The organism is Acinetobacter sp. YH12205 (assembly GCF_013418125.1).
GTDB classification, from domain to species: domain Bacteria; phylum Pseudomonadota; class Gammaproteobacteria; order Pseudomonadales; family Moraxellaceae; genus Acinetobacter; species Acinetobacter towneri.
Genome location: NZ_VPCQ01000004.1, coordinates 220,386 through 245,143, shown reverse-complemented (window position 1 = coordinate 245,143; position 24,758 = coordinate 220,386). Strand labels below are relative to the sequence as shown.

The window sequence follows — 24,758 nt, the reverse complement described above, 5'->3', positions numbered from 1 at the left end:
TACAAGTATGCTTCAATTTTGTGACATTTTCATAAAAAAAGCCTAAAAAATTAGGCTTTGTGGATATTTTCACATTTTATAGTTTGTTTTCGCTCAATTTAGGGAATTTCCGCATAACGCATATAGCGCTGCACCATCTGTTTACGGGCTTTTAATGCCCCCGCATTACGATGTTCCTGAAAATATTTTGGATTGGTTAAAATCGCAGCCAAGAAAATTGCTTGATCACGGCTTAAACTTTTTGCACTTTTGCCAAAATAATGCTGTGCCGCAGCTTCGGCACCATAAATATTATCGCCAAATTCTACCGAGTTGAGATAGACCTCTAAAATACGCTGCTTTGACCACATGCGTTCCATCATCCATGTCGCCACAACTTCTTGCCCTTTACGCAAAAAAGATCGCTTATTGTATAAAAACAAATTCTTGGCGAGCTGCTGAGAAATTGTGGAACCACCTGCAACAACCTTGCCTTCATCTTTGTTCCGTTCCAGCGCAGTTTGAATACCTTCCCAGTCAAAGCCATGATGTTGCATAAATTTGCCATCTTCGGCAGTCACCACAGCTCGCTTTAAATTATCACTGAGTTGGTCATAGTCGCGCCATTGATGTTGTATAGGCTTACTCGGTTCAGCCCAATAATCCAAACGCATCATCATGGTCGATTGCACAGGCTGCGTACGCCACCACACCAAGCTGCTAAAAATCCATAATTGAACCAAAAGCACCACACTGACAAGAATTAACAAAGTTCGTATAAAAAAAGCTTTCATCTTGGTGCATGGCTCCTGAAGCGTTATTTTTTCGTGTTAAGCTTAGATTGATCACTACGACACAATATTCAAATATATGTCCCAACATCCCCCAAACCTGCGCAACAATAAAGTTGAAATTCACCTGTGGTGGATTACCGCAGCCCTGATTGCAATAAACGTGGCTTTGTTTGCATGGCAAGTGCTCAACGGCATGAACATTAGCAATCCTAGCCCGCAAGATGCAATACGCTGGGGTGCTGATTATGCACCTTTAACCTTTTTGGCGGAACCCATTCGCCTGTTCAGCAGCATGTTTTTTCATTTCGGTTTAGTACATTTAATGTTAAATATGTGGGCCTTGTATATTTTTGGCAGCGTCAGTGAACAGTTGTTTGGGCGTGTCTATTTTATAGTGTTATATGTTTGCGCAGGTTTGATGGGTAGCCTGCTTAGTGGCTATGTCAGCATTCAAGACAGCTATACCCTGCTCGAACAAGGTGTCGCTAATCCAAAGCTGTTACCTAGCGTGGGTGCAGGTGCATCGGGTGCAGTGATGGGACTTGGAGCTGCACTGACGGTATTGGCGTTATTGCCCCAATTACCTCGCCAAAAATTTCTGTTGGATGGCAAGACTTTGGTGATGGTGATGGCACTGAACTTAGGTATGGGCTTTATGATCAGTGGCATTAATAATGCTGCACATATTGGCGGCATGCTCATGGGCGCAGCCATGACAATCATTTGGTACCTTGGACAACGCAGCAAACACAGTAACTTAGTGAACAGTTTTGCGATGCTCCTTGCACCATTGGGTTGTGCTGCATTTTACTGGTATTGCCATAAACTGCTTGCTCCAATTCAACCCCTTTGGCAAGAACTGCTTAGCATGATGCAACGCAGTCTGGGTTGAACAATCAACCTTTACAGCAAGTAAAACAACATCAACTAGAGATGAATCAGGACTGATTCATCTCCCTTAAACTTTGCAGTGGCGGAATATCGCATAAATAACTTAAACGATAACGTCCAATCAAGGCACACAGCACGGTCATAAATACAGGCAAAATCAGCCAGATTTCCCAATGTGGTTGCAGCATTAAATCCATGCGGTAACTGGCAACAGCACTAATGACTTCGGCAAATAAACACGCCACTATTCCCGCTATAAAGCCCATAAAACCGATTTCCAGACTCAACATACGTTTGAGTTTTTGTTTAGAACTACCAAAAGAACGCAGTAATGCGACTTCGCGTTTGCGCTCATCCATCAGCAAGTTTAAACACGCGATTAATACCAACAGCCCAGACACACTCACCAAAATGGCTAAAATGGTGATGATCTGCACCAACACATTCACAATGCGTTTAATTTCATCCAAAATTAGGCTGACATCAATAAACACTGTGTTGGCAAATTGCTGAATCAATTGAATTAGTTTCGGTTTATCTGCTTCAGGCACATAGAAACTGCCCAAATAACTGCCTGCATTTTCATCCATAGTGTGCGGTGAAAAAATAAAGAAAAAATTTGGACTAAAGCTTTCCCACTCCACCGTACGCAGATTAATCACTTCGGCTTCAAGTATGCCTTCAGGCAAACTAAAACTGAGTCGATCACCAATTTGAATGCCCAACTCGGCAGCCGTATCTGCTTCTACTGACACTTGTCCCACTGCACTGAAATTGGCTTGCCCATTTACAATGATATTATCGGCAGGATAACGGTCAGACTGTGTCAGGTTGAGTTCGCGTCTTAACGTATTGCTTTGCTGAATTAAGGCGTCGGCAAAAGGTTGATCATTTTTGGCGACCAAACGCCCGCGTATATTTGGATAAAGTGGCGTGCTGTGCCACTGCTGCTGCGTTAATTGTTGTTGAAACTCAGGCATATCAAACGGTGGCAAGCCGTAAACAAACTGATTGGGTGTTCCTTCGGGCAATTGCTGCTGCCAACGATCTAGCAGGTCGGTACGCAACACTGCAAGTACCGTAATTAAACTTAATCCTAAAGCCAATGCAGTAATTTGAAATGCCGTGACAGCAGGCGCACGAATATACGCTGCGAGTCTGCCTTTAGAATGACGCAATAATTTTAATAAACTCCACACCACTCCATACAGCAATACGCACAGCGCAATAATCGCACCAATCACCCATGTACTAAGCACTAAACTTTCGGTCAAGACCACACAAAATACGATTAGACTTAGCGTCCCTGTAAGCAACATCCACCACCAAGCGCGCATGCTTTTGTCTTGTTGGCGAATCACGCGAATCGGTGCGGTATTCAGCAATTGCAATAAATTAGGCAGCACAAAACCCAACAACACCACAGCACTGGTGAGCATGGCGATTGGCAATGGCCCAAGCAACATTGCCATGGCTGAAAATTGAATTTCCAGGTGCGGAATCAGTTGCAGCATGATTTGCAACAAAGCATAGCCCAACGTCACGCCCAAAATACTGCCAATGCCCATAGCGATAATTAAGACCAAAGCAAGCAAAGCCAAATAAGCGGCTAAAACTTGTCGTTTACTTGCACCAATACAACGTAATAAGGCGATATGATCCTGATTTTGTTGCACATAGCGCTGACTGGTCAAACCAATCGCAATCCCACACAATAAAATGGTCAGGATATTCGCTAACTGTAAAAAGGTGTCTAAATTGGCAATTGGGCGCATTAAGCGAGTATTGCCTTCACTGGCATTGCGTAGTCTTAAACTACTTTGTTCTTCAAAGTTTTGTTCAGGGCTGGCCGTTTGCTGTGCCTGTGCAGGCTGTTGTGTATGTGTTTTAAAATACTGCTCAAAATTTTGTGTATCTTTGGCGCTGCCTGCCAACAACAAACGGTAATCTATGCGGCTACCCACTTGAATCGCGTGGGTACGTGCCACATCGGCCTGTGAAATAATTACTGTCGGCGAAAAACCTGAAAAACCGAGTTCCTGATTAGAATCATGTTCAATTTTGGCAGTCACGGTAAATGCTGCATCGGCAATATTCACCGTTTCACCAAGTTTAACGTGAAGCAAATCCATGGCACGTTGGCTGAGCCAAATTTCACCAGATTGAATCTTGTCCGCTGCAGGACTCACCCTCAATTCACCACGTAACGGAAAATTGTGCTCAATCGCTTTGACATTCACCATCACAAATTGCGCTTGAGTATGTGCCATCGAACTAAATACAGTCACATGCGACTGTTGTAACTGATGTGCAGTCGCCTGATCCTGCCAGTCTTGCGCAATGGGCTCATTGTCACTCAGTACTAAATCACCCGCCAGCATTTCTGCCGCTTGCAATGCCACTGCATTTTGAATTTGCTCATTGCTAAACTTTAAGGCCGTGGTCGCACTAATCGCTAAAGTCAGCGCAATAATCAGTAAATATACACCACTGCTTTTAAAACTCTGCTTTAACAGCGGATGAAATAATGCGTTCATTTCATCCTCCTGTTATGGCAGCAGTTGGCTTAGCTGCAAATTGCTCAACCAATTGCCCATCAATTAAGGCATAGTGACGCTGACATTGTGCCGCCAGTTTCGGGTCGTGCGTGACCAACACCAAGGTTGTGCCCAACTCGCGGTTCAATTCAAATAACAATTGCTCAATTTCAGTTGCAGTTTCCCCATCCAAGTTTCCTGTCGGTTCATCGGCAAAAATAATTTTAGGTTCACGAATTAAAGCACGTGCAATGGCGACACGTTGTTGCTCACCTCCCGAAAGCACTTTCGGCGTTTGCTGTGCTTGTCGTTCTAAACCCACACGTTTCAGCAAGTTGAGGGCTTTTTGTTCTGCCTCTGCATATTTAAATTTTTCCTGCAAACGTAGTGGCAACATCACATTTTCCAGTGCCGTCAAATGCGGCAATAACTGAAATGACTGGAACACAAAACCAATATGCTTTAAACGAACTTCTGCACGTTGTTCTTCGTTTAATTCTGCAATTGACTCACCACATACCACCAATTTTCCACTGCTGGCCTGATCTAATGTTGCCAAAATACCCAATAAGGTCGATTTTCCTGAACCCGAACGACCTGTAATGGCCACTTGTTCACCTTCCTGAATATCGAAGTTTAAATTCTCAAAAATGGTCAATTGTTTTTGTGCAAGTTGTATCTTTTGTGTCAAATTTTGGGCAGAAATAATCGTTTGTGGCATGATATTAGATTCTTTAGTGTTTTGAGTCATACGTTTCCCATTATGCAAAATCGCAATCTAACTAGTCGTGTCTTCCCGCGTGTGTTGCTGCTCGGACTATGTTTCAGCCCACTCGTGGTATCTGCAAAAACCATTATGATTGTAGGTGACAGCTTAAGTGCAGGTTACGGCATACAACCACAACAAGGTTGGGTTCACTTATTGCAAAAACGTTTAGAACAACAGTATCCGAAACAGCATAAAGTGGTCAATGCAAGTGTCAGTGCCGAAACCACCAGTGGTGCTTTGGCGCGTCTGCCTAAATTGCTGCAGACCCATCGTCCAGACGTTGTAGTCATTGAGTTAGGCGGAAATGATGGCTTGCGTGGACAACCGCCACAAATGATTCAAAAAAATTTAGCGAACTTAATTCAGCATAGCCAAAAAGCCAAAGCGAAAGTGGTGATTTTTGGGATGAAAATGCCGCCAAATTACGGCTCGGCGTATAGCAAAGCATTTGAAAATAACTATAAAGTGGTGAGTCAGCAATATAAAGTCAAATTACTGCCATTTTTTATGGAAGGTATTGCGGGCAATAAGCAATTGATGCAAAAAGATTTAATTCATCCAAATGCCAAAGCTCAGCCTATTTTGCTAAATAATGCTTATCCATATATCAAAGGCGCTTTATAAAGCGCCTTTGAGGAAAATCTAATTGCTGTGCGGTTCGGATTAAAAATCAAAAAAAACCACTTCACCTGTTTCCAGTGAATATTCTGCACCGACTACTTTCAACTGACCTTGTTCAATCAGGTTTTCTAAAACTGCTGAACCATGACGCAATTGATTTACCGATGCAAATACATTGGAACGTACTGCATGCTTAGACAATTTCGCCAAATCATTTTTCAGTTCAGTCTGCATTAAGGTTTCAACTGAAGGGCGAACACGGTTCACAATCGACATTAAATTTGCCGATGGTGGACAGTCTGGGCACATTAAAGTATCAATTGTCGCTTGAATTGCACCACAGTGACTGTGTCCTAAGACAACAACCACAGCACAGTCATAACGCTCTGCCGCAAATTCAACACTACCTACCTGTGATGGCGCAACCACATTGCCCGCAACACGAATTACAAAAAGATCACCCAATCCTTGGTCAAATACCATTTCTGCAGGAACACGTGAATCTGAACATCCTAAAATAATGGCAAATGGATTTTGGTCTTCTGCCATTTCTGCACGCTGTTGGTGCGACAATTGCTTCGGATGTCTGGTATCACCAGAAACAAAACGTTGGTTTCCTTGTTTAAGACGTTCTAAAGCTTCTTGAGCTGTTAGCATTCTTGATTTACCACCGATCTTTGAAGTTGCGATATTCTAAAGCCAGTTTTTATGAATGTCACTTGCAAAAAAATATGCAGCTGCGCTTTTCTTTATTCATTTTTGTTATAAATTTTTTCACTTTTTATTGAGATAGGTCACATTTTCTACCAATTTCAAAGCTTTGATCAAAAAAGCAAGGGATGACTTTCATTTTTAAACGCCTACAATAGACAGAATACACTTGTGCAATTAGACCTAAGAGCTAGTGCCTATCATTATTGGAGCCTGTTTTGGGTTCGTCAGGGGAAGACGTTTTCATGATGAAATTTATTCGATCACGTTATCTACATACGACTTTATTGGCTTTGGGACTAAGTACATCTTGCCTTGTGCAAAGCGCTGCGCCCAATCCATATACCTTCACAAAAAACAATAACGCCAGTAACAGCAACGCAACTGAACTTAAACTATTACAAAATCATTTTCAGCAACAGCGCAAACAAGCAGGACTAAGCTCTAAAAGCATTCGTGTTGGAGATGTCGTCTGGAGCTATAACGAAGGTGGCTCGCACAGCAAACCCACAATTTTATTGATTCATGGTTTGGCAGGCACACGTGATAATTGGAACCGTGTCGCGCAATTTTTAACCCCACATTATCATGTGATTATTCCAGATTTACCCAATAGCGGTGACACCAAAACTCCAAGCAATTTTGATAATTCAGTTCCGAATGTAACTTCACAACTGCGTCAATTTATTGAAGCAATTGACTGTGAAGAAAACTTACACGTGGCAGGACATTCTTTAGGCGGCTCAATTGCAACCGTGTATGCCTCGCAATATCCTTTTGATACGCAAAGTTTATTTTTACTCAATAGTGCAGGCATTTATAAACTTGCTAATACGCCTTACACCAAAAATCCATTATCTTTAAATGACTTAATTGTGAGCAAACATGGCGATTTAGCCGACGTCGCCAAACAAATCATGCAAAGCCCGCCTGCCATGACCTCACAAATTCAACATGCGCAAGAAGAAGTCCTGATTTCTCGCTCAGAACAAACCCGTAAAGCAATTGAGCAAATTGTCAAACTCAACCGTATTTATACTCCAGACTCATTTGCACGTTTAGCAGGATCAATTGAAGCACCGACCCTGATTTTATGGGGTAAGCAAGATCGCATTATTAATGTTGAAGTGGCGAAGGAATTACAATCTTTACTCAAACGCGCCGAAACACCTGTGATTCTTAATAATGTTGGACACATGCCGTTATTGGAAGCTGAAAAACAAGTCGCACAATATTATTTGCCGTTTCTGGCTAAAACTCAAAACCTAAAAAACCCACTTGCTGATAAACTGATTCCTCTAAATTAATTATTATATAAAACCTTCATGCAGAAACATCCCATCATTGAGCAACTAATTGAAGCTCAGCTTGATTTTTTAGATCAAGAATTTAACCAAAGTGAAATGGTACAAACTGAATTTGTGCAGTTTTACCAATGGTTTCGCAAACAAAGCTTACAAGATTTATGGACATCTGAAGCCATTCATCAACTGATTCAACATCAAATTTTAAATACACCTGCCAGTTCATTTTTAGTGGAACAAATTGCTGAGCATATTCGTTTTGCACTGGTACACCCTGTTAATGACAGCAGTAAAATTGCCGATGTGATACCTGTGCTGACCATCGACAAAATTGCACAATATGTTGCAAGTAAAAGTGGACATCGTCAGCGTTTGATTAAAGCCGTGGTGAATAATCCTGCCTTTGCCGCCATGATTACCCAACTCATTCAACATTCCATTCAGGATTATATGGATAATTCGGTGATCGCCAAAAGCGTGCCTGGCGTATCGCGTTTTATGAAAATGGGTAAATCGGTTTTGGAAAGCGTTACCGATACCAATTTAGACCAGACCATTCAGCATTATTTGCAAAAAAATGTGCAGAAGCTGACTCAAATGAGCGAGTCGGTGCTTAATCAACATTTTGATGAGGAAAAACTGTATCACTTCCAAGCCAATTTATGGCACAAAGTTAAAGACTTGCCACTTTCCGTTTTAAAAAATTATATTGAAGTACAAGACCTATCCCAAACTGTCAATTTAGGACATGAAATTTGGGATCATTTACGCCAAAGTGACTATTTGAAACAGCAAGTGCATGATGGGGTTTATGCGTGGTATGTACGCAATCAGGCGCGCCCTTTTGACTTGTTATTGCACGACTTAAACATTGATGAAGCGCTAGTCCAACAACAATTACAACAACTGTTAAATCCAGTCATTCAAAAAATGATCGCTGAAGGCTATTTAAAGCAACGTGCGCGCCATTATTTAGAGAAATTTTATTATTCTGAAAAAACACAACAAATTTTAAATCTACAAACGAATGAATAGGGTCTGTTGACAATTTCAGATAAAAAATAACCTCCTAAAATTTAGGAGGTTATTTTTAAGCGAGGCTTAGAGCTTATTTAAAATAAGCACCTTCAGATTGACTGTGGTCAGTCTGATCCACCACACGCATCAATTCAGGTACGTGTTGTTTCAAGGTTGTTTCAACACCTTGCTTTAAAGTCACATCAATCGCTGAACATCCTTGGCAACCGCCACCAAATTTCAATACTGCAGTTAAGCCGTGTTCTTCATCTTCAACCACTTCAACCAAAGCACAGTTACCACCATGCCCTGCTAAACCTGGGTTAATTTCAGACTGTAAAACATAAGTAATGCGTTCTTCTACTGAAGCATCTGGGCCTACGCGTGGCACTTTTGAGTTCGGTGCACGGAAAGTCAATTGACCACCAAAACGGTCTTTGTTGTAGTCAATTACGGCATCCAATAAATACGGAATAGACGGCGTATCAATAAATGCAGGAAAGTCTGGATATTCCTGTTTGTAGTCTGTAGGTACAACTTCATCGGGCGCACTATAAGCCATGCAACATTCAGCACGCGGTGTACCAGGATTTTCCACAAAAACACGCACACCAATACCCGGTGTATTTTGCTTTGCCAATAAATCCTTCAAATACTCTTGAGCAGTTGGCGTAATCAATAAGTTTGGAATTTCATCTACAACTGCTGTGCTGCTGTTCTCAGTCGACATAACAATAATTTCCTCAAGCTGAAGTGGCTATTTTAACTGAAGATGCGGGGGAATAAAAAAAAATCAACCAAAATTGTCGGATTTATTCCTAAAGTTCGACTCAAACTCAGTTTTGATGCATTATTACAGCAGAATTCAAGTAAAAGAATAGGCGTTTATGCTCGATTTACCTTTTAATCATACCGTGACCATTATCATTATTACGGTCATTGTGTCTATGTTGGCATTTTCCAAACAAGAATTAATGAATCGCCTGATCTTTTGGCCGCCTGCCATGCAACGTGGACAATATGATCGCTTCATTACCCATGGTTTTGTGCATGCCGATGGTGCGCATTTGCTGTTCAATATGATTACCCTGTTTTTCTTTGGCAGCATTATTGAAAGTTTTTATCGCCAATACGTCTATGATTTAGGCTTTGTTTTATTCTATTTGGGTGGTTTGATTGCCGCGATTATTCCAAGTTATTTAAAGCATAAAAATGACCATCGTTGGGCCAGCTTAGGCGCATCTGGTGCTGTATCTGCGGTGTTGTTTGCCTATATTTTGTTTGAGCCGTGGAAGTTGATTTTCGTGTTCTTTATTCCAGTGCCTGCCATTATTTTTGCAATACTGTATGTAGCGTATAGCATTTGGTCGGGTAAACGCGGCAATTCCAATATTAATCACAGTGCGCATTTATGGGGTGCGGCCTATGGTGTGATTGTGACTATTTTAATTGAACCACGCATCTTGCCTCACTTCCTGAATAAACTGGCGCAACTGCCGTTTTAACTTTTAAAACTATAACGACTCGGTACATCTACCACTGAGTCGTTGCTACTTTAAAGAATTTTCAAATCCGTCAATAGACTGCTTTCATAAATCCGCTTAACACCATCATTTATTGCCTCTCATCTTCAGCCTCTCTCATTGGGAAAAACGACTTTCAATCGTCATTTTATGAACTGCTGATAAGTATTTTTGATTGATGAAAGCATCTGAATGATCCAATACAGCATAAAGCACACAACAAATAACATGCAGTTACTCGACAAGCACTTATACTAAGAATATAAAGACTAAAACTATCAAGCAATCAGGAGTCAGCCATGAAAAAGTTTGCACTTCTAAGCGCCCTGTTACTCAGTCTAGGATTAAGCGCCTGTGCCGTACATACCCCTGAAGGCAGTGTGGTGATTGATCCTGACCGCACGATCTACCCGAAAGGCTATTATCCACACCAACATCCGCATGGTGATGGTGATTTTTGTCCTCCAGGTCAGGCGAAAAAAGGACGTTGTTAAGCTGTTGGTCTGAGTGAATAAAACATTGTTGATACAGCATCAGACTCATTTATGATTCGAACCTAGACATTTAAACACTAACCTTTAAATCTCAACAACATTTCATTCACATTAAAAATCTTTACACTTCGTGAAGGTTTTTTTATTCAAATTTCACTCAATTTTGGTAGTTTTTGCTACCCCATATCGCAACTTGGCATAGATAATGTATACATCTGTATATTAATTTCAATTTAGTTTGCGAGTTTTTGCATGTCCACTTCTTACGATGGCTTACAGTTTCCAATTCATCCAGAAAATCATAAACCCAGCACCTCAAGCACGGGCAAACAAATTATTGCCGAAGCCTTAGCCACAGTCGATCATCAAAGCTCAGTCGATGCTTTGGCAGAAAAAAACTGGCGTAAACACTATCCAAAATACTTTAAAGCCCTCGTGACCAATGGTATTCGTGAACAAGCTAACGCAATTCAAATTGCAGAAGATGGTTTAAGAAAAGCGCATCAAAGTTTTGAGTTTTATCGTCATGAGCAAAAATATGTGCTGAAAGATGTCATGCTCTTGCCTACTGAAACTTTACATACCTTTAAATTACAAGGCAGCAGCCAAGCAGCACCCGAATGGTATGTGCCGTATCGTGGGCAAAAGTTACAAGGTCAAGCTCTACTAGATCAAATTGCAATTTGGCTAGCAGCAGGCATTATTGAACCAAGTCATGCCGAAGCGTTAAATGCTGCAATGGCGCATCCTGAATGGTTTGATTTGTCTGACCGTAACATGGTGCTATTTGGTGCAGCTTCAGAAGCAGGGCCACTCACATGGTTAGCCAAATGGAAAGCCAATATTATTGCAGTCGATTTACCAAATAGCCGTGTGTGGAATAAAATTTTAAGCACTGTGCAACAAGGCAATGCCACCTTATATGCACCCAGTACAACACAACTCGCGGCAGATACCCCACTTGATATTTTAACAGAACAGTTGGGTGCAAATCTACTGACACAAACCCCAGAAATTGCACAATGGTTAGCTCAAAAACCTGAAACGCTAGATTTAGCAGCCATTGCCTATTTAGATGGTGAAAAACACGTGCGTGTTGCGATGGCGATGGATGCGATTATGCAATATGTCAGCGAACACAAAGCTGATAGCAGCCTTATGTTTATGTGTACCCCAACCGATGTTTATGCCGTTCCTGAAGAAGTGATTAGCGCATCGGCAGAGAAGTTTCAGCAGCGTTCACAAGGGCAAAAGCTACTCACCAAAAGTATTGAAACCATTTCACGCAGTCATTTCTTCCAAAAGAATCTGCATAATTTAATTGCTTCAGACAATGGTCAACATTATGGTATTGCCGACTGTTTGGTGGTTGAACAAGGGCCAAACTATGCTTTAGCAAAACGCATCCAGCAATGGCGTGCAATTTTAGCGCGTCATCAAGGACAGCATGTCAGCATCAATATTGCACCTTCGACCACCACACACTCTGTGACCAAAAATCCATTACTCAAAGCAGCATTTAGTGGCGCAAGTTTGTTTGATGTTGAAGCATTTAGCCCTGAAACCACCAATGCGATTATGGCGGCATTGTGGATTCATGACTTACGCAATCCAAACTCGGCAGCCAATCCTGAAGTGAAACTTGAGCATCCGCTCGAATTGATGATGGAAGGTGCGAACCATGGTGGATTGTGGCGCGTGGCGTATTTGGCACGAACGGCCCTACCTTTCGCTGCGCTCTATGGCTTTGCTGCAGATAAATTACCACTGGACAAAGTCATCCAAAAATTTAAAAAGTAATGTAAACCGCTAATCTATCTATTCAAAAACTTGCCTGCAAATATTTCTCTAGACTGATCTGCAGGTATAAAAAAAGCGCTGTATCATCACAGCGCTTTTTTCAACCACTCAAAAAAGTTGAGAATGGATTAAAACACTTTTAAGAACAACCAGAACAAGCTACCCGATAAACAAATTGTCGCAGGTAAAGTGAAAATCCAAGCCGAAAGAATTGTACGCACCATTTGGAAATTCAGACCCGATTTATTTGCCACCATGGTACCTGCCACCGCACTGTTCAGTACGTGTGTAGTTGAAACTGGCATCCCCAAACCATCTGCAGCAGCAATAGTTGACATTGCCACAAGCTCGGCAGACATACCTTGACCATAAGTCATGTGCTGCTTACCGATACGTTCACCAACAGTCACCACAATACGTTTCCAGCCGACCATCGTACCCAAGCCTAGTGCTAAGGCAACGGCAACTTTGACCCAAGTTGGAATGTATTGTAAGAATGAATCTAAATGGCTGCGGTAGCTTTTAACCACTTTTTTCTGTTCTTCCGACATTTCAGGCAAGGCATTGGCTTTGTCTAAACGCTTGAATGAAGTCGTGCTTAAATACATATCATTACGCATTTCTGCTACTTCAGCTTCAGGCACATCTTTCAAGTTGCCATATTGACCCACACGCTCACCCAAATGGTCAGTTAAGCTTGCCAAAGCAGGCACGACTTCAGGGGTAATTTCTTTGGTCTGAATATAGCTAGTGATGACCTGACGTGCTTTTTCATCTGGCATATCGACATGTTGTGCATAAATCACATCAGCTGTTTGCGTTGAAAGCTGTTGGAACGATTGAATGTGGTTTTGGTCTAACTCTTTATTTAACGAGTACGCCAACGGTACAATCCCGATCAAAATCAACATGATTAAACCCATGCCTTTTTGACCATCGTTTGAACCATGCGCAAAACTTACCCCAGTACAAGTAAAAATTAGAATGGCACGAATCAGTGGTGGTGGTGGCTTATTGCCTTCAGGCGGCTGGAACAACTCCATTTGTTTCTTGAAGATTTTTTTCACCAAGAAGAACAAAATCGCAGCAAAAGCAAAACCAATCAGTGGCGAGAACAATAAAGCCTTGCCCACTTTCATGACTTGTTCCATATCTACACCACTTGCACCCGCACCTGAGTTAATCAAGTAGTTCATAATCCCCACACCTAAAATCGAACCGATTAAAGTGTGCGAACTTGAAGCAGGAATACCGAAGTACCACGTTCCCAAGTTCCAGACAATCGCGGCAATCAACATGGCAAAAACCATGGCAAAGCCTGCGCCTGAACCGACATTCATAATTAGTTCGACTGGAAGTAAGGCAATAATACCGTAGGCAACTGCACCACTGGCGACCATCACCCCAAGGAAGTTACAGAAACCCGCCCACATTACTGCCACAGGTGCAGACAAGGCATTAGTATAAATGACCGTTGCCACTGCGTTGGCTGTGTCGTGGAAACCATTCACAAATTCAAAGCCTAAGGCAATGAATAAAGCGGTCGCCAATAAAATCACCGAGTACATACTCAGCGCAGGCACGTGGGATAAGTCCGCAGACAATTGGAAACCAATATAAATAAGGGTAGAAACGATGATCGTTAAAAACACCGGCATAAAAAATTTCGGTGTAGGCACATGAACATTGGTCGATTTAGTGGTCGACTTGTGTGCTGAATCTACAGGAGTTGGATTAGAATTCATGCAAGCAGAAAAGAGGATTTAAAATCCCCTTATTGTTCAATTAAATTGTGACAATTATATGACAAAGAGCTGCTATATAAAGCAACTTTCATACTTTATTTTCACACTTTAAGCTGTTTTTTTTGTGCATAAAATTAAAATTAACATTTAAATTTAAACACTTAGAATAAATAAACCTACTTTTCTTATGCCATTCTCTCAAATTTAGATTGTTACACCTTTGTCATATTCGCCTAAAATTTCAGACAAAATTTACCGTGAGCCAATTTTGCCTGAGCAATATGACAAAGCGATGACGCATCAAAGTAAAATCAAAATTAGAATGTTCCTCATCACAACTTTTATTTAGGTTCAAAAGCTACAGCAAAATCCTAAAAATACTGCTTTATGCACTATTTTTACGACTTCCACTCTCTCTGGTCGCTTCAAGTGCACGAAAGCCGTGCGAACTCTGCTAAAATAGCGCTCATTTCGGATTCAGTCATAAAGGGTTTTTTATGTCCACGCTTACCACCCTGAAAGCGCTTCTTGCCCAAAGAATTTTAATTATCGATGGTGCTATGGGTACTATGATTCAACGCCATCAATTGGAAGAAGCCGATTATCGTGGTGAACGTTTTGCAGATTGGGCACATGACCTCAAAGGCAACAATGATTTATTGGTACTGACCCAACCGCACATTATTCAGGGTATTCACGAAGCCTACTTAGATGCGGGTGCAGACATTATTGAAACCAACAGCTTTAACGGCACACGCGTTTCTATGTCTGACTATCACATGGAAGATTTGGTTCCAGAAATTAACCGCGAAGCAGCGCGTTTAGCCAAAGCTGCCTGTGAAAAATATTCAACACCAGACAAACCACGTTTTGTGGCAGGTGTACTTGGGCCAACATCGCGTACCTGTTCAATTTCACCAAATGTAAACGACCCTGCATTTCGTAACATTAGCTTTGATGCACTCAAAGAAAACTATATTGAAGCTGCGCATGCCTTAATTGAAGGTGGTGCAGATATCCTGCTCATTGAAACTGTATTTGACACCTTAAACTGTAAAGCTGCGATTTTTGCGGTCAAAGAAGTGTTTAAACAGCTCGGGCGTGAATTGCCGTTGATGATTTCAGGTACCATTACCGATGCTTCAGGACGTACCTTAACGGGTCAAACTGCAGAAGCTTTCTGGAACTCGGTACGTCATGGCGATTTACTTTCAATTGGTTTTAACTGTGCTTTGGGCGCAGATGCCATGCGTCCACACGTTAAAACCGTTTCAGACGTTGCCGATGTGTTTGTTTCTGCACACCCGAACGCGGGCTTACCCAACGCATTTGGTGGTTATGATGAAACGCCTGAAGAAACCGCAGCTTTCCTCAAAGAATTTGCTGAAAGCGGCTTGATCAATATTACAGGCGGTTGCTGTGGTACAACGCCTGATCATATCCGCGCGATTTACAATGCGGTAAAAGACATTCCACCGCGTAAAATTCCAGAGATTAAACCTGCATGCCGTTTAAGTGGTTTAGAACCATTTAACATTTATGATGACTCTTTATTTGTAAACGTGGGCGAACGTACCAACGTCACAGGTTCTAAAAAATTCCTGCGTTTAATTCGTGAAGAAAACTTTGCCGAAGCCTTAGATGTTGCTCGTCAACAGGTAGAAAGCGGTGCGCAAATCATCGACATCAACATGGATGAAGGCATGCTCGATTCAGAAGGTGCTATGGTGCACTTTTTGAACTTGGTAGCATCTGAGCCTGATATTTCTCGCGTACCCATCATGATTGACTCCTCTAAATGGGAAATCATTGAAGCAGGCTTGAAATGCGTACAAGGTAAAGCCATTGTCAACTCTATTTCCTTAAAAGAAGGTTATGACGAGTTTGTCGAAAAAGCCCGCCTCTGCCGCCAATACGGCGCAGCTGTCATTGTTATGGCCTTTGACGAAGTCGGACAAGCCGATACTGTGGCACGTAAGCGCGAAATTTGTAAACGCTCTTATGACGTTTTGGTCAATGATGTTGGCTTCCCTGCCGAAGACATTATTTTTGACCCGAACGTGTTTGCAGTTGCGACAGGTATTGAAGAACACAACAACTACGCAGTCGATTTTATTGAAGCCACAGGCTGGATTAAACAAAACCTGCCGCATGCCATGATTTCAGGCGGTGTATCGAACGTATCTTTCTCATTCCGTGGTAACGAACCTGTACGTGAAGCCATTCACGCGGTATTCCTATATCACGCTATTCAGCAAGGCATGACCATGGGGATTGTCAACGCAGGTCAGTTGGCAATTTACGATGACATCCCGAAAGAACTGAAAGAAGCAGTTGAAGCCGTTATTCTGAACCAGAACCAAGGTGAAAGCGGTCAGGATGCCACAGAAAAACTGCTAGAAGTGGCAGAAAAATATCGTGGTCAATCAGGCGCACAAAAAGCCGAAGAAAACTTAGAATGGCGTAGTGAATCTGTCGAAAAACGTCTTGAGTACGCTTTAGTTAAAGGCATCACCACCTTTATTAATGAAGACACCGAAGAAGCGCGCCTGAAAGCCAAACGTCCATTAGATGTGATTGAAGGCCCGTTGATGGATGGCATGAACGTGGTCGGTGACTTGTTTGGTGCAGGTAAAATGTTCCTGCCACAAGTGGTGAAATCTGCCCGTGTGATGAAACAAGCCGTTGCATGGCTCAACCCGTACATCGAAGCTGAAAAAACCGAAGGTCAGTCTAAAGGTAAAGTCTTGATGGCAACGGTAAAAGGCGACGTTCACGACATTGGTAAAAATATTGTGGGCGTAGTCTTGGGCTGTAATGGATACGATATTGTCGATCTCGGTGTGATGGTACCTGCAGAAAAAATCCTGCAAACTGCCATTGACGAAAAAGTCGATATCATTGGCTTGTCTGGTCTGATTACCCCATCTTTAGATGAAATGGTTTTTGTTGCCAAAGAAATGCAGCGTAAAGGCTTTAACATTCCATTGTTGATTGGTGGCGCAACCACATCTAAAGCACATACTGCAGTTAAAATTGATCCACAGTTCTCAAACGATGCTGTCATTTATGTTGCCGATGCTTCGCGTGCCGTTGGTGTTGCGACAACCTTACTCTCCCCTGAAATGAAACCTGCTTTTGTTGCAGAGCATCGTGCGGAATACGCTAAAATTCGTGAACGTATTGCCAATAAGCAACCAAAAGCTGCGAAATTGTCGTATGCAGAAGCCATCGACAATGGTTTAAAAATTGATTGGGACAACTATACGCCTGCAGTACCAAACTTAATTGGAACTCAAGTGCTGACTAATTATCCGCTTGAAACCTTGTTGCCATACTTTGATTGGACACCATTCTTTATTTCTTGGAGTTTGGCGGGCAAATTCCCGAAAATTCTGGAAGATGAAGTGGTGGGCGAAGCTGCAACCGACTTATATAACCAAGCGCAAGCCATGCTCAAAGATATTATTGCAAATAATCGCTTTGATGCACGTGCAGTCTTTGGGATTTACCCTGCCAACCGTTCTGCGGCAGATTCAGTACAAGTATATGATGCAGCACGTAATCAAGTAACGCATACCTTCCATCATATTCGTCAACAGTCAGACAAAGTCACAGGTAAACCAAACTTGTCTTTGGCAGACTTTGTCGCAACTACAGAGCAAGGGCAAGATTACTTGGGCGGCTTTACCGTGTCGATTTTTGGTGCGGAAGAAATGGCCAATGAGTTTAAAGCCAAAGGCGATGACTATTCTGCCATTTTGGTGCAGTCTTTGGGTGACCGTTTTGCAGAAGCATTTGCAGAGCATTTGCATGAGCGTATTCGTAAAGAATTCTGGGGCTATCAGCCGAATGAGCAGCTAAGCAATGAAGAGCTGATTAAAGAGAAATATGTAGGGATTCGTCCTGCACCGGGCTATCCTGCGTGCCCTGAGCACTCTGAAAAAGCCACACTGTTTAACTGGTTAGGTTCGACTGAAAAGATTGGCACACAGCTTACGAGCAGCTTTGCAATGTGGCCGCCTTCATCTGTGAGCGGCTTCTACTATGCCAACCCTGCTTCTGAGTACTTTAACGCGGGTAAAATCTCGTTAGATCAGCTTGAAGATTATGCACAGCGTAAAGGCTGGAGTTTAGATGAAGCGAAGCGTTGGTTAGCTCCAAACTTGGATGATTCGATTAATTAAGTGCATTGCGCTGCATGGGTGGTTCATCTGCCCATGCGCTCTACATAATGTCATTTCAAAAACCAGTGAATTGTAAAATTCACTGGTTTTTTGTTTAATGGGACAGTTCGTTACTTAATCTAAATTTGTTGAGTAATTTGACTGTTAAAGGTGTTTTCTCACCTCTATGGGAAAGGTATTCAGCTAAACGAAACCCATAGAAAGAACAAAGCGACTACTATTTAGTTGTTAGTAGCCGCTTTTCCGCCTATTTTGTCTTATGATGAATGGGAAGCGATTGCTGTATTACATCAACAACAATTAGTTGACGATACTAGGAATTAATTAATCAACTTTTTACTTACCTTGAAAAGCATTCCAACTGGAGATTGCTTAACTTGTTTATTCTGATCAACCAAATCACGAAATCTTTCAGGTATTTCTCTCAATTTAGGAGCATCAAGTAATTGATCAGCTGCTAATACTGCTAATCCCCATGTAGGTGTTCCAGTTAAAGCTGCCCCTATTTCTATTCCTCCAGAAACAATCCAAGATCCAATATCGAATCCAGCAAATTTCCAATTTTTAGCTTTCAACTCATCAAGTTTTTTACGATGTTTATCAAAACTTTGCTCAATATTTTCTAATATTTGATCTCTAGTTCTAAAACAATTAGTAGGATTAGTTTCTACTAATTCCTTGATATTATTTCCTAAAATATTGCGGATTTCTTCTAAAGCTCCTTGCTTTCTAAGCTCCAACAATGATTCTGGAGGAATATTGCCTAACCAAGGTAAATCCGTTTGAGATAAATCTGTTAGTCCTTTCATTATGTGCAAATTTTCAGAACCGTAATATTCTTGAGCCTTATCGGCATCATATTCTAATTTCCAGTTAAAATATTGCCACGATGTTTCAGCTTCAATAATTGGGGTTCCTGAAAGCTGTCGTGCTTTGAGTAATAATTCATTACTCACCGACATTCTGCCAACAGCTTGCATTTGGAGTAACAAACCTGGCTCTGTTCTATTAAGAGCTTTTAGCTCATCTCCATTTAAAGCCCTATTTATTTGTTCCTCTAAAGAACCTTTCCAATTTGTATCAAATAAGACCCTATTCTTATCTTTAATTGCTCGAATTGTTTTTTCTACAGTATTAAGGCTTAAACAAAACTCATTAAATTCCTCAATACTCTCAAAATTTTGACCGAATAATTTACTACCATGAATTAATGCATCATTTTGGGAAAAGTTATAGATAAAATCTTTACCACCCTCTTCCAAATTTGATAAATCAGGGAGTATTACAACCACTGGCATTCCATCTTCAACACATGCTAAATTTTTATATTTGAGAATATTCATAGCATGCTTTATTAAGAAAAAGACAGCTTTCTCTTTTGGATAAAATTCAAATATATGCTGTGATCGTACATAAGGATCTGGTAGAACAATTGTGTCCGTGTAAATACCACATTTTGAAGCAATATTTTCATCGTGGGTAGGAAATAAATCTCCTCCATATACACCAGTAAGATTTGAGTGATTGTCTTCTAAATGCCAATAACCTATATCACCTACTTGTTTCCAAAATGATATAATTGCATCCATAAAACCAGGAATTTGTTCAAACATATTGTCAACAAAATCGGCTTTTGTTGATAAAAATTCCGCAATATGGTGAGGCGTAGAGTTCGCCTTAAGCATTTGTTGATAGATAAAATCAAAATTATGCTCTATCAGGTCAAAATATAATTTTTGAATTTCAACTAAAGAAATTTCTTTTTTTAATTTTTCCCTTGTGTCGAAATGTTCTATAGCCAAAGCCATTGAACGAATTCGCCCATCAACAGACTCTAAAATGATCTCGCCACTTTCATCATATTTGATATTTCGAAAACTCTCTTCGAAACCTTCAGCTAGGTGTGAAGCGATTTTTACTTTATCGGCTTTTAACTGTTCTGAAAGAATTTTAAGTCTATACCTTAATCTTTCTTCATAATCTTGTTGTTCTGATTCTAAGCTCATTATTCCAAAACTTTTTACTAATATTTAAAGTTTAATAGAGCTAAAATTTTTAATTTCAATAAGGCTATGTGGTTTTATTTTTATGCTTACTACAGGCTTACCTTGCATAAACCCCAAAAACAACAAAGCCCCGAGGATGTCAGGGCTAAGTCATTGATATTTGGCGGAAGCGGTGAGATTCGAACTCACGGAGGACTCACACCCTCGTCGGTTTTCAAGACCGGTGCATTAAACCGCTCTGCCACGCTTCCAATGGCGGCTATCATATAAAGAAAAATTCAGCTTGGCAAATATTTTCTAAAAATTATGATCCAAATGTTCAAAATAAAATCAAAAATCAGTCATTTTCTGCAATTTCAGGCTTTTCATAGCGTATCGAATTAATAAACCAGCTCTTTTTGCCTAACGGCGTCTGCACTTCCACCTCATCATCTACCTGTTTAGACAACAAAGCTCGAGCCATAGGTGAATCAATCGAAATATGTTGTGGATGATGATCATAAATTTCATCCACGCCCACAATTCTCAAGGTCTTTTGCTCGCCTTGTTCATTTTCAATTTCGACCCATGCGCCAAAATATACTTTACCCTCTTGTTCTGGTGCAAAATCGACAATACGCAGCTCTTCTAAACGCTTGCCCAAATAACGTACCCGACGGTCAATTTTACGCAAAAGCTGTTTGTTATATTGGTAATCTGCGTTTTCAGAGCGATCGCCGAGACTTGCCGCCCAGTTTACTTTTTTGGTGATTTCAGGGCGTTCTTCATGCCACAAATGCTGTAACTCTGCCACGAGTTTATCGTGTCCAGAACGTGTAATTAAGTTAGATTTCATGGTGTTTTTGCAGCCGGTTTTTTACATTTGGTTAACATCAATCCTATATTTTATTGCATTTTTATACACAATAAAAATTTATAAAATTTATTTCTCAATGAAATGAATATCTTATGTTACATTTTTCAAAAAATTTATGTACAAAATTTGACATCCAAAATTTTCATCTTTATTATTCGCACATCTTTTAGTTTTGATCACTTTTTAACCTGTGTATAAATTTTACACATTTCCCCTTTAATCCCAAGTCATTTTGAATGACGTCATGACTGCCCAACCCTTATTGAATTTATCAAACTTGAAAAAGTTTAAGGTGTGTTGCCTTTGCTTTTTAGGGCATAAATTACTTGTAGCGGAGCCAACATGCACAGTAGTTCAACGTCTGGGTCTAGGCTTAGCCTTCACTCATTTTTTAATCGCCTCCCATTCAAAGTCCTCGCTTTCAGTACTGTTCTTCTCCCATTCCACAGTATTAACGCAGGCAAAGCCGTTCATCAATTTGACAGTGTCGTCAATCAGAACAAATTGACCGTTGTGTCTGTGGAAAATCCAACCACAGTGTTTAAAGATGGACAACATTTACATGGCTTTGGTTATGACCTTGTGCGTAACTATGCCGACAGCATGAATGTGAAACTCGAATTTAAAACGGTAAGCGACAATGCGACCGCTTTAAAATGGGTGTCTTCTGGTAAAGCGAACTTTGCCATGACCACGTCGAGTATCCAAAGCATCGAAAAGCAGCAACTCACGGCATTTTCTGCCAGTTGTGGCGATTTAAATACTTTAAAGCGTAATGGTTTAAATAGTGAGCTGAACTGGGTGTTTAAACACGCAGATGATCCTCTTAGCCAAACCGCAAGCAACTTTGTTTGTCGTGGCAAGCAAAACGGCTCAATTACCCAATTGGCTTCATTTTATAATCGTAATGTGGTCAAACAAGAATCGTGGGATGTAATCCAGCGTGATTTGCGTAATCGCTTACCTTTATATAAGGCCAACTTTAAAAAGACTGCTACACAGTACGATTTAGACTGGCATCTTTTGGCGGCAATTGGTTATCAGGAATCTTACCTCAAACCCAACTCGGTTTCGCCAACAGGTGTGCGCGGTATTATGATGCTGACCAATAATACAGCCAAAGCAATGGGCGTAAGCAACCGTACCGATCCTGCACAAAGTATTCAGGGTGGTGCTAAGTATTATGACCAAATGCTGAGCCGTTATGAGCATATTCCATTTCCTGATCGTAACTGGTATGCCCTAGTCGCTTATAACATGGGTCCTGGTGCAGTCAGTCAAATTCAGAAGCGTATTCGCTCACAAGGCAAAAACCCGAACAATTGGGTTAACCTATATGCGTATTTAGACCGTAACAAAGCGAGCAACGGTCGTTATCGTCAAGCAGTGCAATATGTGACTCGTATTCGCGCCTACCTTGAGCATATTAAGACCACACCGCAATTGGTGAATATCTAAAATTTACCTCGCGTGATTGAGTTGCAGTGTATATCAGCTGCAATTCAAACATGAATAATGCGCTGTTAAAGCTGCAGTGCATAAAAAAGCCTAGTTGATACTTCAGCTAGGCTTTTTTGTACTATAGCGGGAAATTCGCCTGCTACAGCGTAAATCGCTTGAATTAAGCAGATTGCTCAAGAATCTTCTTAAATAAGTCTTTTTGTTCTTGGCTTGGTTTTGCAGTTTGTAATGCCATTAATTGTGACATATCGCCCTGTACTTTGATTTTACCTGTCATAAAGGCTTGCATAGCAGCCGCCATGTCAAACTCTAGGAATACTTTACGTAAAGTTTCCGCATCCATATTTAATGTTGTTTTTGCGTTGTCCGCCAAACCTTTTTGGATTTTACCGCCATCTAAAGACAATTCTGTGTTGCCTGCAGCATCAGTCACCACTAAGTTAATTGCCAGATTTGCAAGTGCTGGAGGTAGGTTTAAATCACCAGCTTGAGCCGTTAGATTTTCTACAGTTGCAAACCAATCATCAGTTAAAAAAGCAGGCATGATTTTTCCTCAATATATTTGTGCATGTGTGTTGTCTATCCAGACACCATCATTATTAAGCTGTTTTGCTTGCTGATTGTTATAGCATGAACCTTTCGTGAAAGGCTAAGAAATTTTGTACGGGACGTTCAGTTTTTGTATTTTTAGTCGAAATGACGACTTTCTCAAATAAATCAAATTCATAAAAAAACACCAAGCTCTGGCTTGGTGTTGATTACATTTTAAAGGGATTGACAGGCTGTTATCGCTTAGTCTGCAGCGTAGCCTAAATTGACCATATTGATGCGTTTGTTTTGCTCTGCTGCGTTTTGTTCGGCCTGATCGGCAAAATCAAATACGCGCTGGCTGTCTAACGCTTCAAAGTCGAATAATTCACGGTCTGCCAACTGCGATGGCGATACATTCTGTAATGCGCCAAAAATACTGTGCAAACGCTTAGGATGTGCTTTATCCCACTCACGTAACATGTCGTTAATAATGGCACGCTGTAAGTTTTCCTGTGAACCACACAAGTTACACGGAATAATTGGGAATTTACGCATTTCTGCATATTTAATGATGTCTTTTTCTTCCACATAAGCCAGTGGACGAATCAGCATATTTTTCTTGTCTGATGACAACAACTTCGGTGGCATGGCTTTTAAGCTACCGCCATGGAACAAGTTTAAGAAAAAAGTCGCCAAAATATCATCACGGTGATGCCCAAGCGCCACTTTGGTTGCCCCTATTTCCTGCGCAAAGCCATACAAAGAACCACGACGCAAACGCGAACACACTGCACAGTAAGTTTTACCTTCAGGCGTTAAACGCTTGGTGATGCTATAGGTGTCTTTTTCTAATATGTAATATGGGATGTTATTTTCTTCTAAATAACGCGGCAATACATCTTCAGGGAAGCCCGGTTGCTTTTGGTCTAAGTTCACAGCCACCACATCAAAATTGATGGGTGCGATGCGCTTGAACTGCAACATAATGTCCAGCAAGGTATAACTGTCTTTACCACCAGAAATACACACCATGACTTTATCGCCATCTTCAATCATGTTGAAGTCACGAATCGCATGCCCGACTTGGCGACGCAGCTTTTTCAACAAACGATAATACGCAGAGCTGGTTGGAAGTTCTGGTTTGAAATTAAAGCCTTGATCGGACTCAACTGGTGAGAACATAGACGCGATTAACCCATGAAAAAAATTACCGCGCAATTTTAGCCGATTCAGACCAATCCCGCATCAAAAGAATGTAATTTCATCGCAATCTTCCTTTTCGTCAAAGAACTTAATTTCTGACTGCGCGTTCATTTCTGTTTACACACTTTATTTCTATCTGCGCAGATCGTTTTTTTCTGCGGCAAGTTTGAACCCTCAGGTTCACTTTTTCGCCAAGATGCTTATCTTTTGGACTTTTCCACAGTTTTCCACAAAAGCTGTGGATAACTTTGTGGATTTAAAACAACTTGACAACGCCTCTTGCCGTTATTCTAAGGCTTCTCTTTAAATTGATCACTTTTTGATCTATT

General features: G+C 41.1%; 19 protein-coding genes and 1 tRNA gene. 9 read left to right on the top strand and 11 right to left on the bottom strand.

Going from position 1 to position 24,758, the window contains the following annotated elements; genetic code table 11:
- Window positions 1–98 precede the first annotated feature (98 nt).
- Window positions 99–773 (bottom strand): monofunctional biosynthetic peptidoglycan transglycosylase, encoded by a 675-nt coding sequence (gene mtgA, locus FTU92_RS07275; protein WP_004972019.1) that lies wholly within the window; start codon window positions 771–773, stop codon window positions 99–101.
- 76 nt (window positions 774–849) lie between these two features.
- Between mtgA and FTU92_RS07270 the strand changes: the two genes are divergently transcribed.
- Window positions 850–1,665 (top strand): rhomboid family intramembrane serine protease, encoded by an 816-nt coding sequence (locus FTU92_RS07270; RefSeq protein ID WP_096900974.1) that lies wholly within the window; start codon window positions 850–852, stop codon window positions 1,663–1,665.
- Window positions 1,666–1,711: 46 nt separating this feature from the next.
- Here FTU92_RS07270 and FTU92_RS07265 read toward each other — a convergent pair whose 3' ends face one another.
- The gene (locus FTU92_RS07265) at window positions 1,712–4,201 is read right to left on the bottom strand and encodes an ABC transporter permease (protein WP_180095994.1); all 2,490 of its coding nucleotides are present in this window, start codon (window positions 4,199–4,201) and stop codon (window positions 1,712–1,714) included.
- A 1-nt stretch (window position 4,202) separates the two neighbouring features.
- A complete protein-coding gene (locus FTU92_RS07260; protein WP_004972026.1) occupies window positions 4,203–4,952 on the bottom strand; it encodes an ABC transporter ATP-binding protein in 750 nt (249 codons plus the stop codon).
- Window positions 4,953–4,964: 12 nt separating this feature from the next.
- Between FTU92_RS07260 and FTU92_RS07255 the strand changes: the two genes are divergently transcribed.
- Entirely contained in the window at window positions 4,965–5,594 is a 630-nt protein-coding gene (locus FTU92_RS07255; RefSeq protein WP_257218775.1) for an arylesterase, read from the top strand.
- A gap of 39 nt (window positions 5,595–5,633) precedes the next feature.
- Here FTU92_RS07255 and FTU92_RS07250 read toward each other — a convergent pair whose 3' ends face one another.
- Window positions 5,634–6,248 carry a carbonic anhydrase gene (locus FTU92_RS07250; protein ID WP_004972031.1) on the bottom strand — a complete coding sequence of 205 codons (615 nt, stop codon included), beginning with the start codon at window positions 6,246–6,248 and terminating at the stop codon, window positions 5,634–5,636.
- 299 nt (window positions 6,249–6,547) lie between these two features.
- Between FTU92_RS07250 and FTU92_RS07245 the strand changes: the two genes are divergently transcribed.
- Window positions 6,548–7,609, top strand: coding sequence for an alpha/beta fold hydrolase (locus FTU92_RS07245; RefSeq protein WP_026438298.1), 1,062 nt, complete (start codon window positions 6,548–6,550; stop codon window positions 7,607–7,609).
- Window positions 7,610–7,627: 18 nt separating this feature from the next.
- On the top strand, window positions 7,628–8,641 hold the full coding sequence (locus FTU92_RS07240) for a hypothetical protein (protein ID WP_096900977.1): 1,014 nt from the start codon (window positions 7,628–7,630) through the stop codon (window positions 8,639–8,641).
- 73 nt (window positions 8,642–8,714) lie between these two features.
- On the opposite strand, the gene nfuA is transcribed toward FTU92_RS07240, so the two are convergent.
- Entirely contained in the window at window positions 8,715–9,353 is a 639-nt protein-coding gene (gene nfuA, locus FTU92_RS07235; RefSeq protein ID WP_096900978.1) for a Fe-S biogenesis protein NfuA, read from the bottom strand.
- Window positions 9,354–9,510: 157 nt separating this feature from the next.
- Here nfuA and FTU92_RS07230 point away from each other — a divergent pair, with 157 nt between their 5' ends.
- The 3 genes from FTU92_RS07230 to FTU92_RS07220 all read left to right on the top strand — a co-directional run bounded on the left by FTU92_RS07230 (window position 9,511) and on the right by FTU92_RS07220 (window position 12,440).
- Entirely contained in the window at window positions 9,511–10,128 is a 618-nt protein-coding gene (locus FTU92_RS07230; RefSeq protein WP_004972041.1) for a rhomboid family intramembrane serine protease, read from the top strand.
- Window positions 10,129–10,445: 317 nt separating this feature from the next.
- Window positions 10,446–10,640: a hypothetical protein gene (locus FTU92_RS07225; protein WP_004972042.1), complete on the top strand. Its 195-nt coding sequence runs from the start codon at window positions 10,446–10,448 to the stop codon at window positions 10,638–10,640.
- A 252-nt stretch (window positions 10,641–10,892) separates the two neighbouring features.
- On the top strand, window positions 10,893–12,440 hold the full coding sequence (locus FTU92_RS07220) for a hypothetical protein (RefSeq protein WP_004972044.1): 1,548 nt from the start codon (window positions 10,893–10,895) through the stop codon (window positions 12,438–12,440).
- A gap of 128 nt (window positions 12,441–12,568) precedes the next feature.
- Here the strand turns inward: FTU92_RS07220 and FTU92_RS07215 are convergent, their stop codons facing one another.
- Window positions 12,569–14,185 carry an inorganic phosphate transporter gene (locus tag FTU92_RS07215; protein ID WP_154320948.1) on the bottom strand — a complete coding sequence of 539 codons (1,617 nt, stop codon included), beginning with the start codon at window positions 14,183–14,185 and terminating at the stop codon, window positions 12,569–12,571.
- 497 nt (window positions 14,186–14,682) lie between these two features.
- Here FTU92_RS07215 and metH point away from each other — a divergent pair, with 497 nt between their 5' ends.
- Window positions 14,683–18,372 carry a methionine synthase gene (gene metH / locus FTU92_RS07210; RefSeq protein ID WP_180051638.1) on the top strand — a complete coding sequence of 1,230 codons (3,690 nt, stop codon included), beginning with the start codon at window positions 14,683–14,685 and terminating at the stop codon, window positions 18,370–18,372.
- A 320-nt stretch (window positions 18,373–18,692) separates the two neighbouring features.
- Here metH and FTU92_RS07205 read toward each other — a convergent pair whose 3' ends face one another.
- The 3 genes from FTU92_RS07205 to greB all read right to left on the bottom strand — a co-directional run bounded on the left by FTU92_RS07205 (window position 18,693) and on the right by greB (window position 21,213).
- On the bottom strand, window positions 18,693–20,378 hold the full coding sequence (locus FTU92_RS07205; protein ID WP_154320950.1) for a hypothetical protein: 1,686 nt from the start codon (window positions 20,376–20,378) through the stop codon (window positions 18,693–18,695).
- A gap of 161 nt (window positions 20,379–20,539) precedes the next feature.
- Window positions 20,540–20,629 (bottom strand) — tRNA-Ser (locus tag FTU92_RS07200).
- Window positions 20,630–20,715: 86 nt separating this feature from the next.
- Window positions 20,716–21,213 (bottom strand): transcription elongation factor GreB, encoded by a 498-nt coding sequence (gene greB, locus FTU92_RS07195; RefSeq protein WP_004972106.1) that lies wholly within the window; start codon window positions 21,211–21,213, stop codon window positions 20,716–20,718.
- 363 nt (window positions 21,214–21,576) lie between these two features.
- On the opposite strand from greB, the gene FTU92_RS07190 reads away from it, so the two are divergent.
- Window positions 21,577–22,692, top strand: coding sequence for a transglycosylase SLT domain-containing protein (locus tag FTU92_RS07190; RefSeq protein WP_004972108.1), 1,116 nt, complete (start codon window positions 21,577–21,579; stop codon window positions 22,690–22,692).
- A 163-nt stretch (window positions 22,693–22,855) separates the two neighbouring features.
- Here FTU92_RS07190 and FTU92_RS07185 read toward each other — a convergent pair whose 3' ends face one another.
- Window positions 22,856–23,239, bottom strand: coding sequence for an SCP2 sterol-binding domain-containing protein (locus tag FTU92_RS07185; RefSeq protein ID WP_004972111.1), 384 nt, complete (start codon window positions 23,237–23,239; stop codon window positions 22,856–22,858).
- Between the two features lie 248 nt (window positions 23,240–23,487).
- A complete protein-coding gene (gene ttcA / locus FTU92_RS07180; RefSeq protein ID WP_104853169.1) occupies window positions 23,488–24,408 on the bottom strand; it encodes a tRNA 2-thiocytidine(32) synthetase TtcA in 921 nt (306 codons plus the stop codon).
- Window positions 24,409–24,758 lie beyond the last annotated feature (350 nt).

Bases quoted from the DNA above. Each gene is read 5' to 3' on its own strand.
- metH (WP_180051638.1), top strand. From the start codon at position 14,683: ATGTCCACGCTTACCACCCTGAAAGCGCTTCTTGCCCAAAGAATTTTA.
- FTU92_RS07225 (WP_004972042.1), top strand. From the start codon at position 10,446: ATGAAAAAGTTTGCACTTCTAAGCGCCCTGTTACTCAGTCTAGGATTA.
- FTU92_RS07255 (WP_257218775.1), top strand. From the start codon at position 4,965: ATGCAAAATCGCAATCTAACTAGTCGTGTCTTCCCGCGTGTGTTGCTG.
- FTU92_RS07270 (WP_096900974.1), top strand. From the start codon at position 850: ATGTCCCAACATCCCCCAAACCTGCGCAACAATAAAGTTGAAATTCAC.
- FTU92_RS07185 (WP_004972111.1), bottom strand. From the start codon at position 23,239: ATGCCTGCTTTTTTAACTGATGATTGGTTTGCAACTGTAGAAAATCTA.
- FTU92_RS07215 (WP_154320948.1), bottom strand. From the start codon at position 14,185: ATGAATTCTAATCCAACTCCTGTAGATTCAGCACACAAGTCGACCACT.
- FTU92_RS07245 (WP_026438298.1), top strand. From the start codon at position 6,548: ATGATGAAATTTATTCGATCACGTTATCTACATACGACTTTATTGGCT.
- mtgA (WP_004972019.1), bottom strand. From the start codon at position 773: ATGAAAGCTTTTTTTATACGAACTTTGTTAATTCTTGTCAGTGTGGTG.
- FTU92_RS07220 (WP_004972044.1), top strand. From the start codon at position 10,893: ATGTCCACTTCTTACGATGGCTTACAGTTTCCAATTCATCCAGAAAAT.
- FTU92_RS07230 (WP_004972041.1), top strand. From the start codon at position 9,511: ATGCTCGATTTACCTTTTAATCATACCGTGACCATTATCATTATTACG.
- FTU92_RS07205 (WP_154320950.1), bottom strand. From the start codon at position 20,378: ATGAGCTTAGAATCAGAACAACAAGATTATGAAGAAAGATTAAGGTAT.
- ttcA (WP_104853169.1), bottom strand. From the start codon at position 24,408: ATGTTCTCACCAGTTGAGTCCGATCAAGGCTTTAATTTCAAACCAGAA.
- FTU92_RS07250 (WP_004972031.1), bottom strand. From the start codon at position 6,248: ATGCTAACAGCTCAAGAAGCTTTAGAACGTCTTAAACAAGGAAACCAA.
- nfuA (WP_096900978.1), bottom strand. From the start codon at position 9,353: ATGTCGACTGAGAACAGCAGCACAGCAGTTGTAGATGAAATTCCAAAC.
- greB (WP_004972106.1), bottom strand. From the start codon at position 21,213: ATGAAATCTAACTTAATTACACGTTCTGGACACGATAAACTCGTGGCA.
- FTU92_RS07260 (WP_004972026.1), bottom strand. From the start codon at position 4,952: ATGACTCAAAACACTAAAGAATCTAATATCATGCCACAAACGATTATT.
- FTU92_RS07265 (WP_180095994.1), bottom strand. From the start codon at position 4,201: ATGAACGCATTATTTCATCCGCTGTTAAAGCAGAGTTTTAAAAGCAGT.
- FTU92_RS07190 (WP_004972108.1), top strand. From the start codon at position 21,577: ATGCACAGTAGTTCAACGTCTGGGTCTAGGCTTAGCCTTCACTCATTT.
- FTU92_RS07240 (WP_096900977.1), top strand. From the start codon at position 7,628: ATGCAGAAACATCCCATCATTGAGCAACTAATTGAAGCTCAGCTTGAT.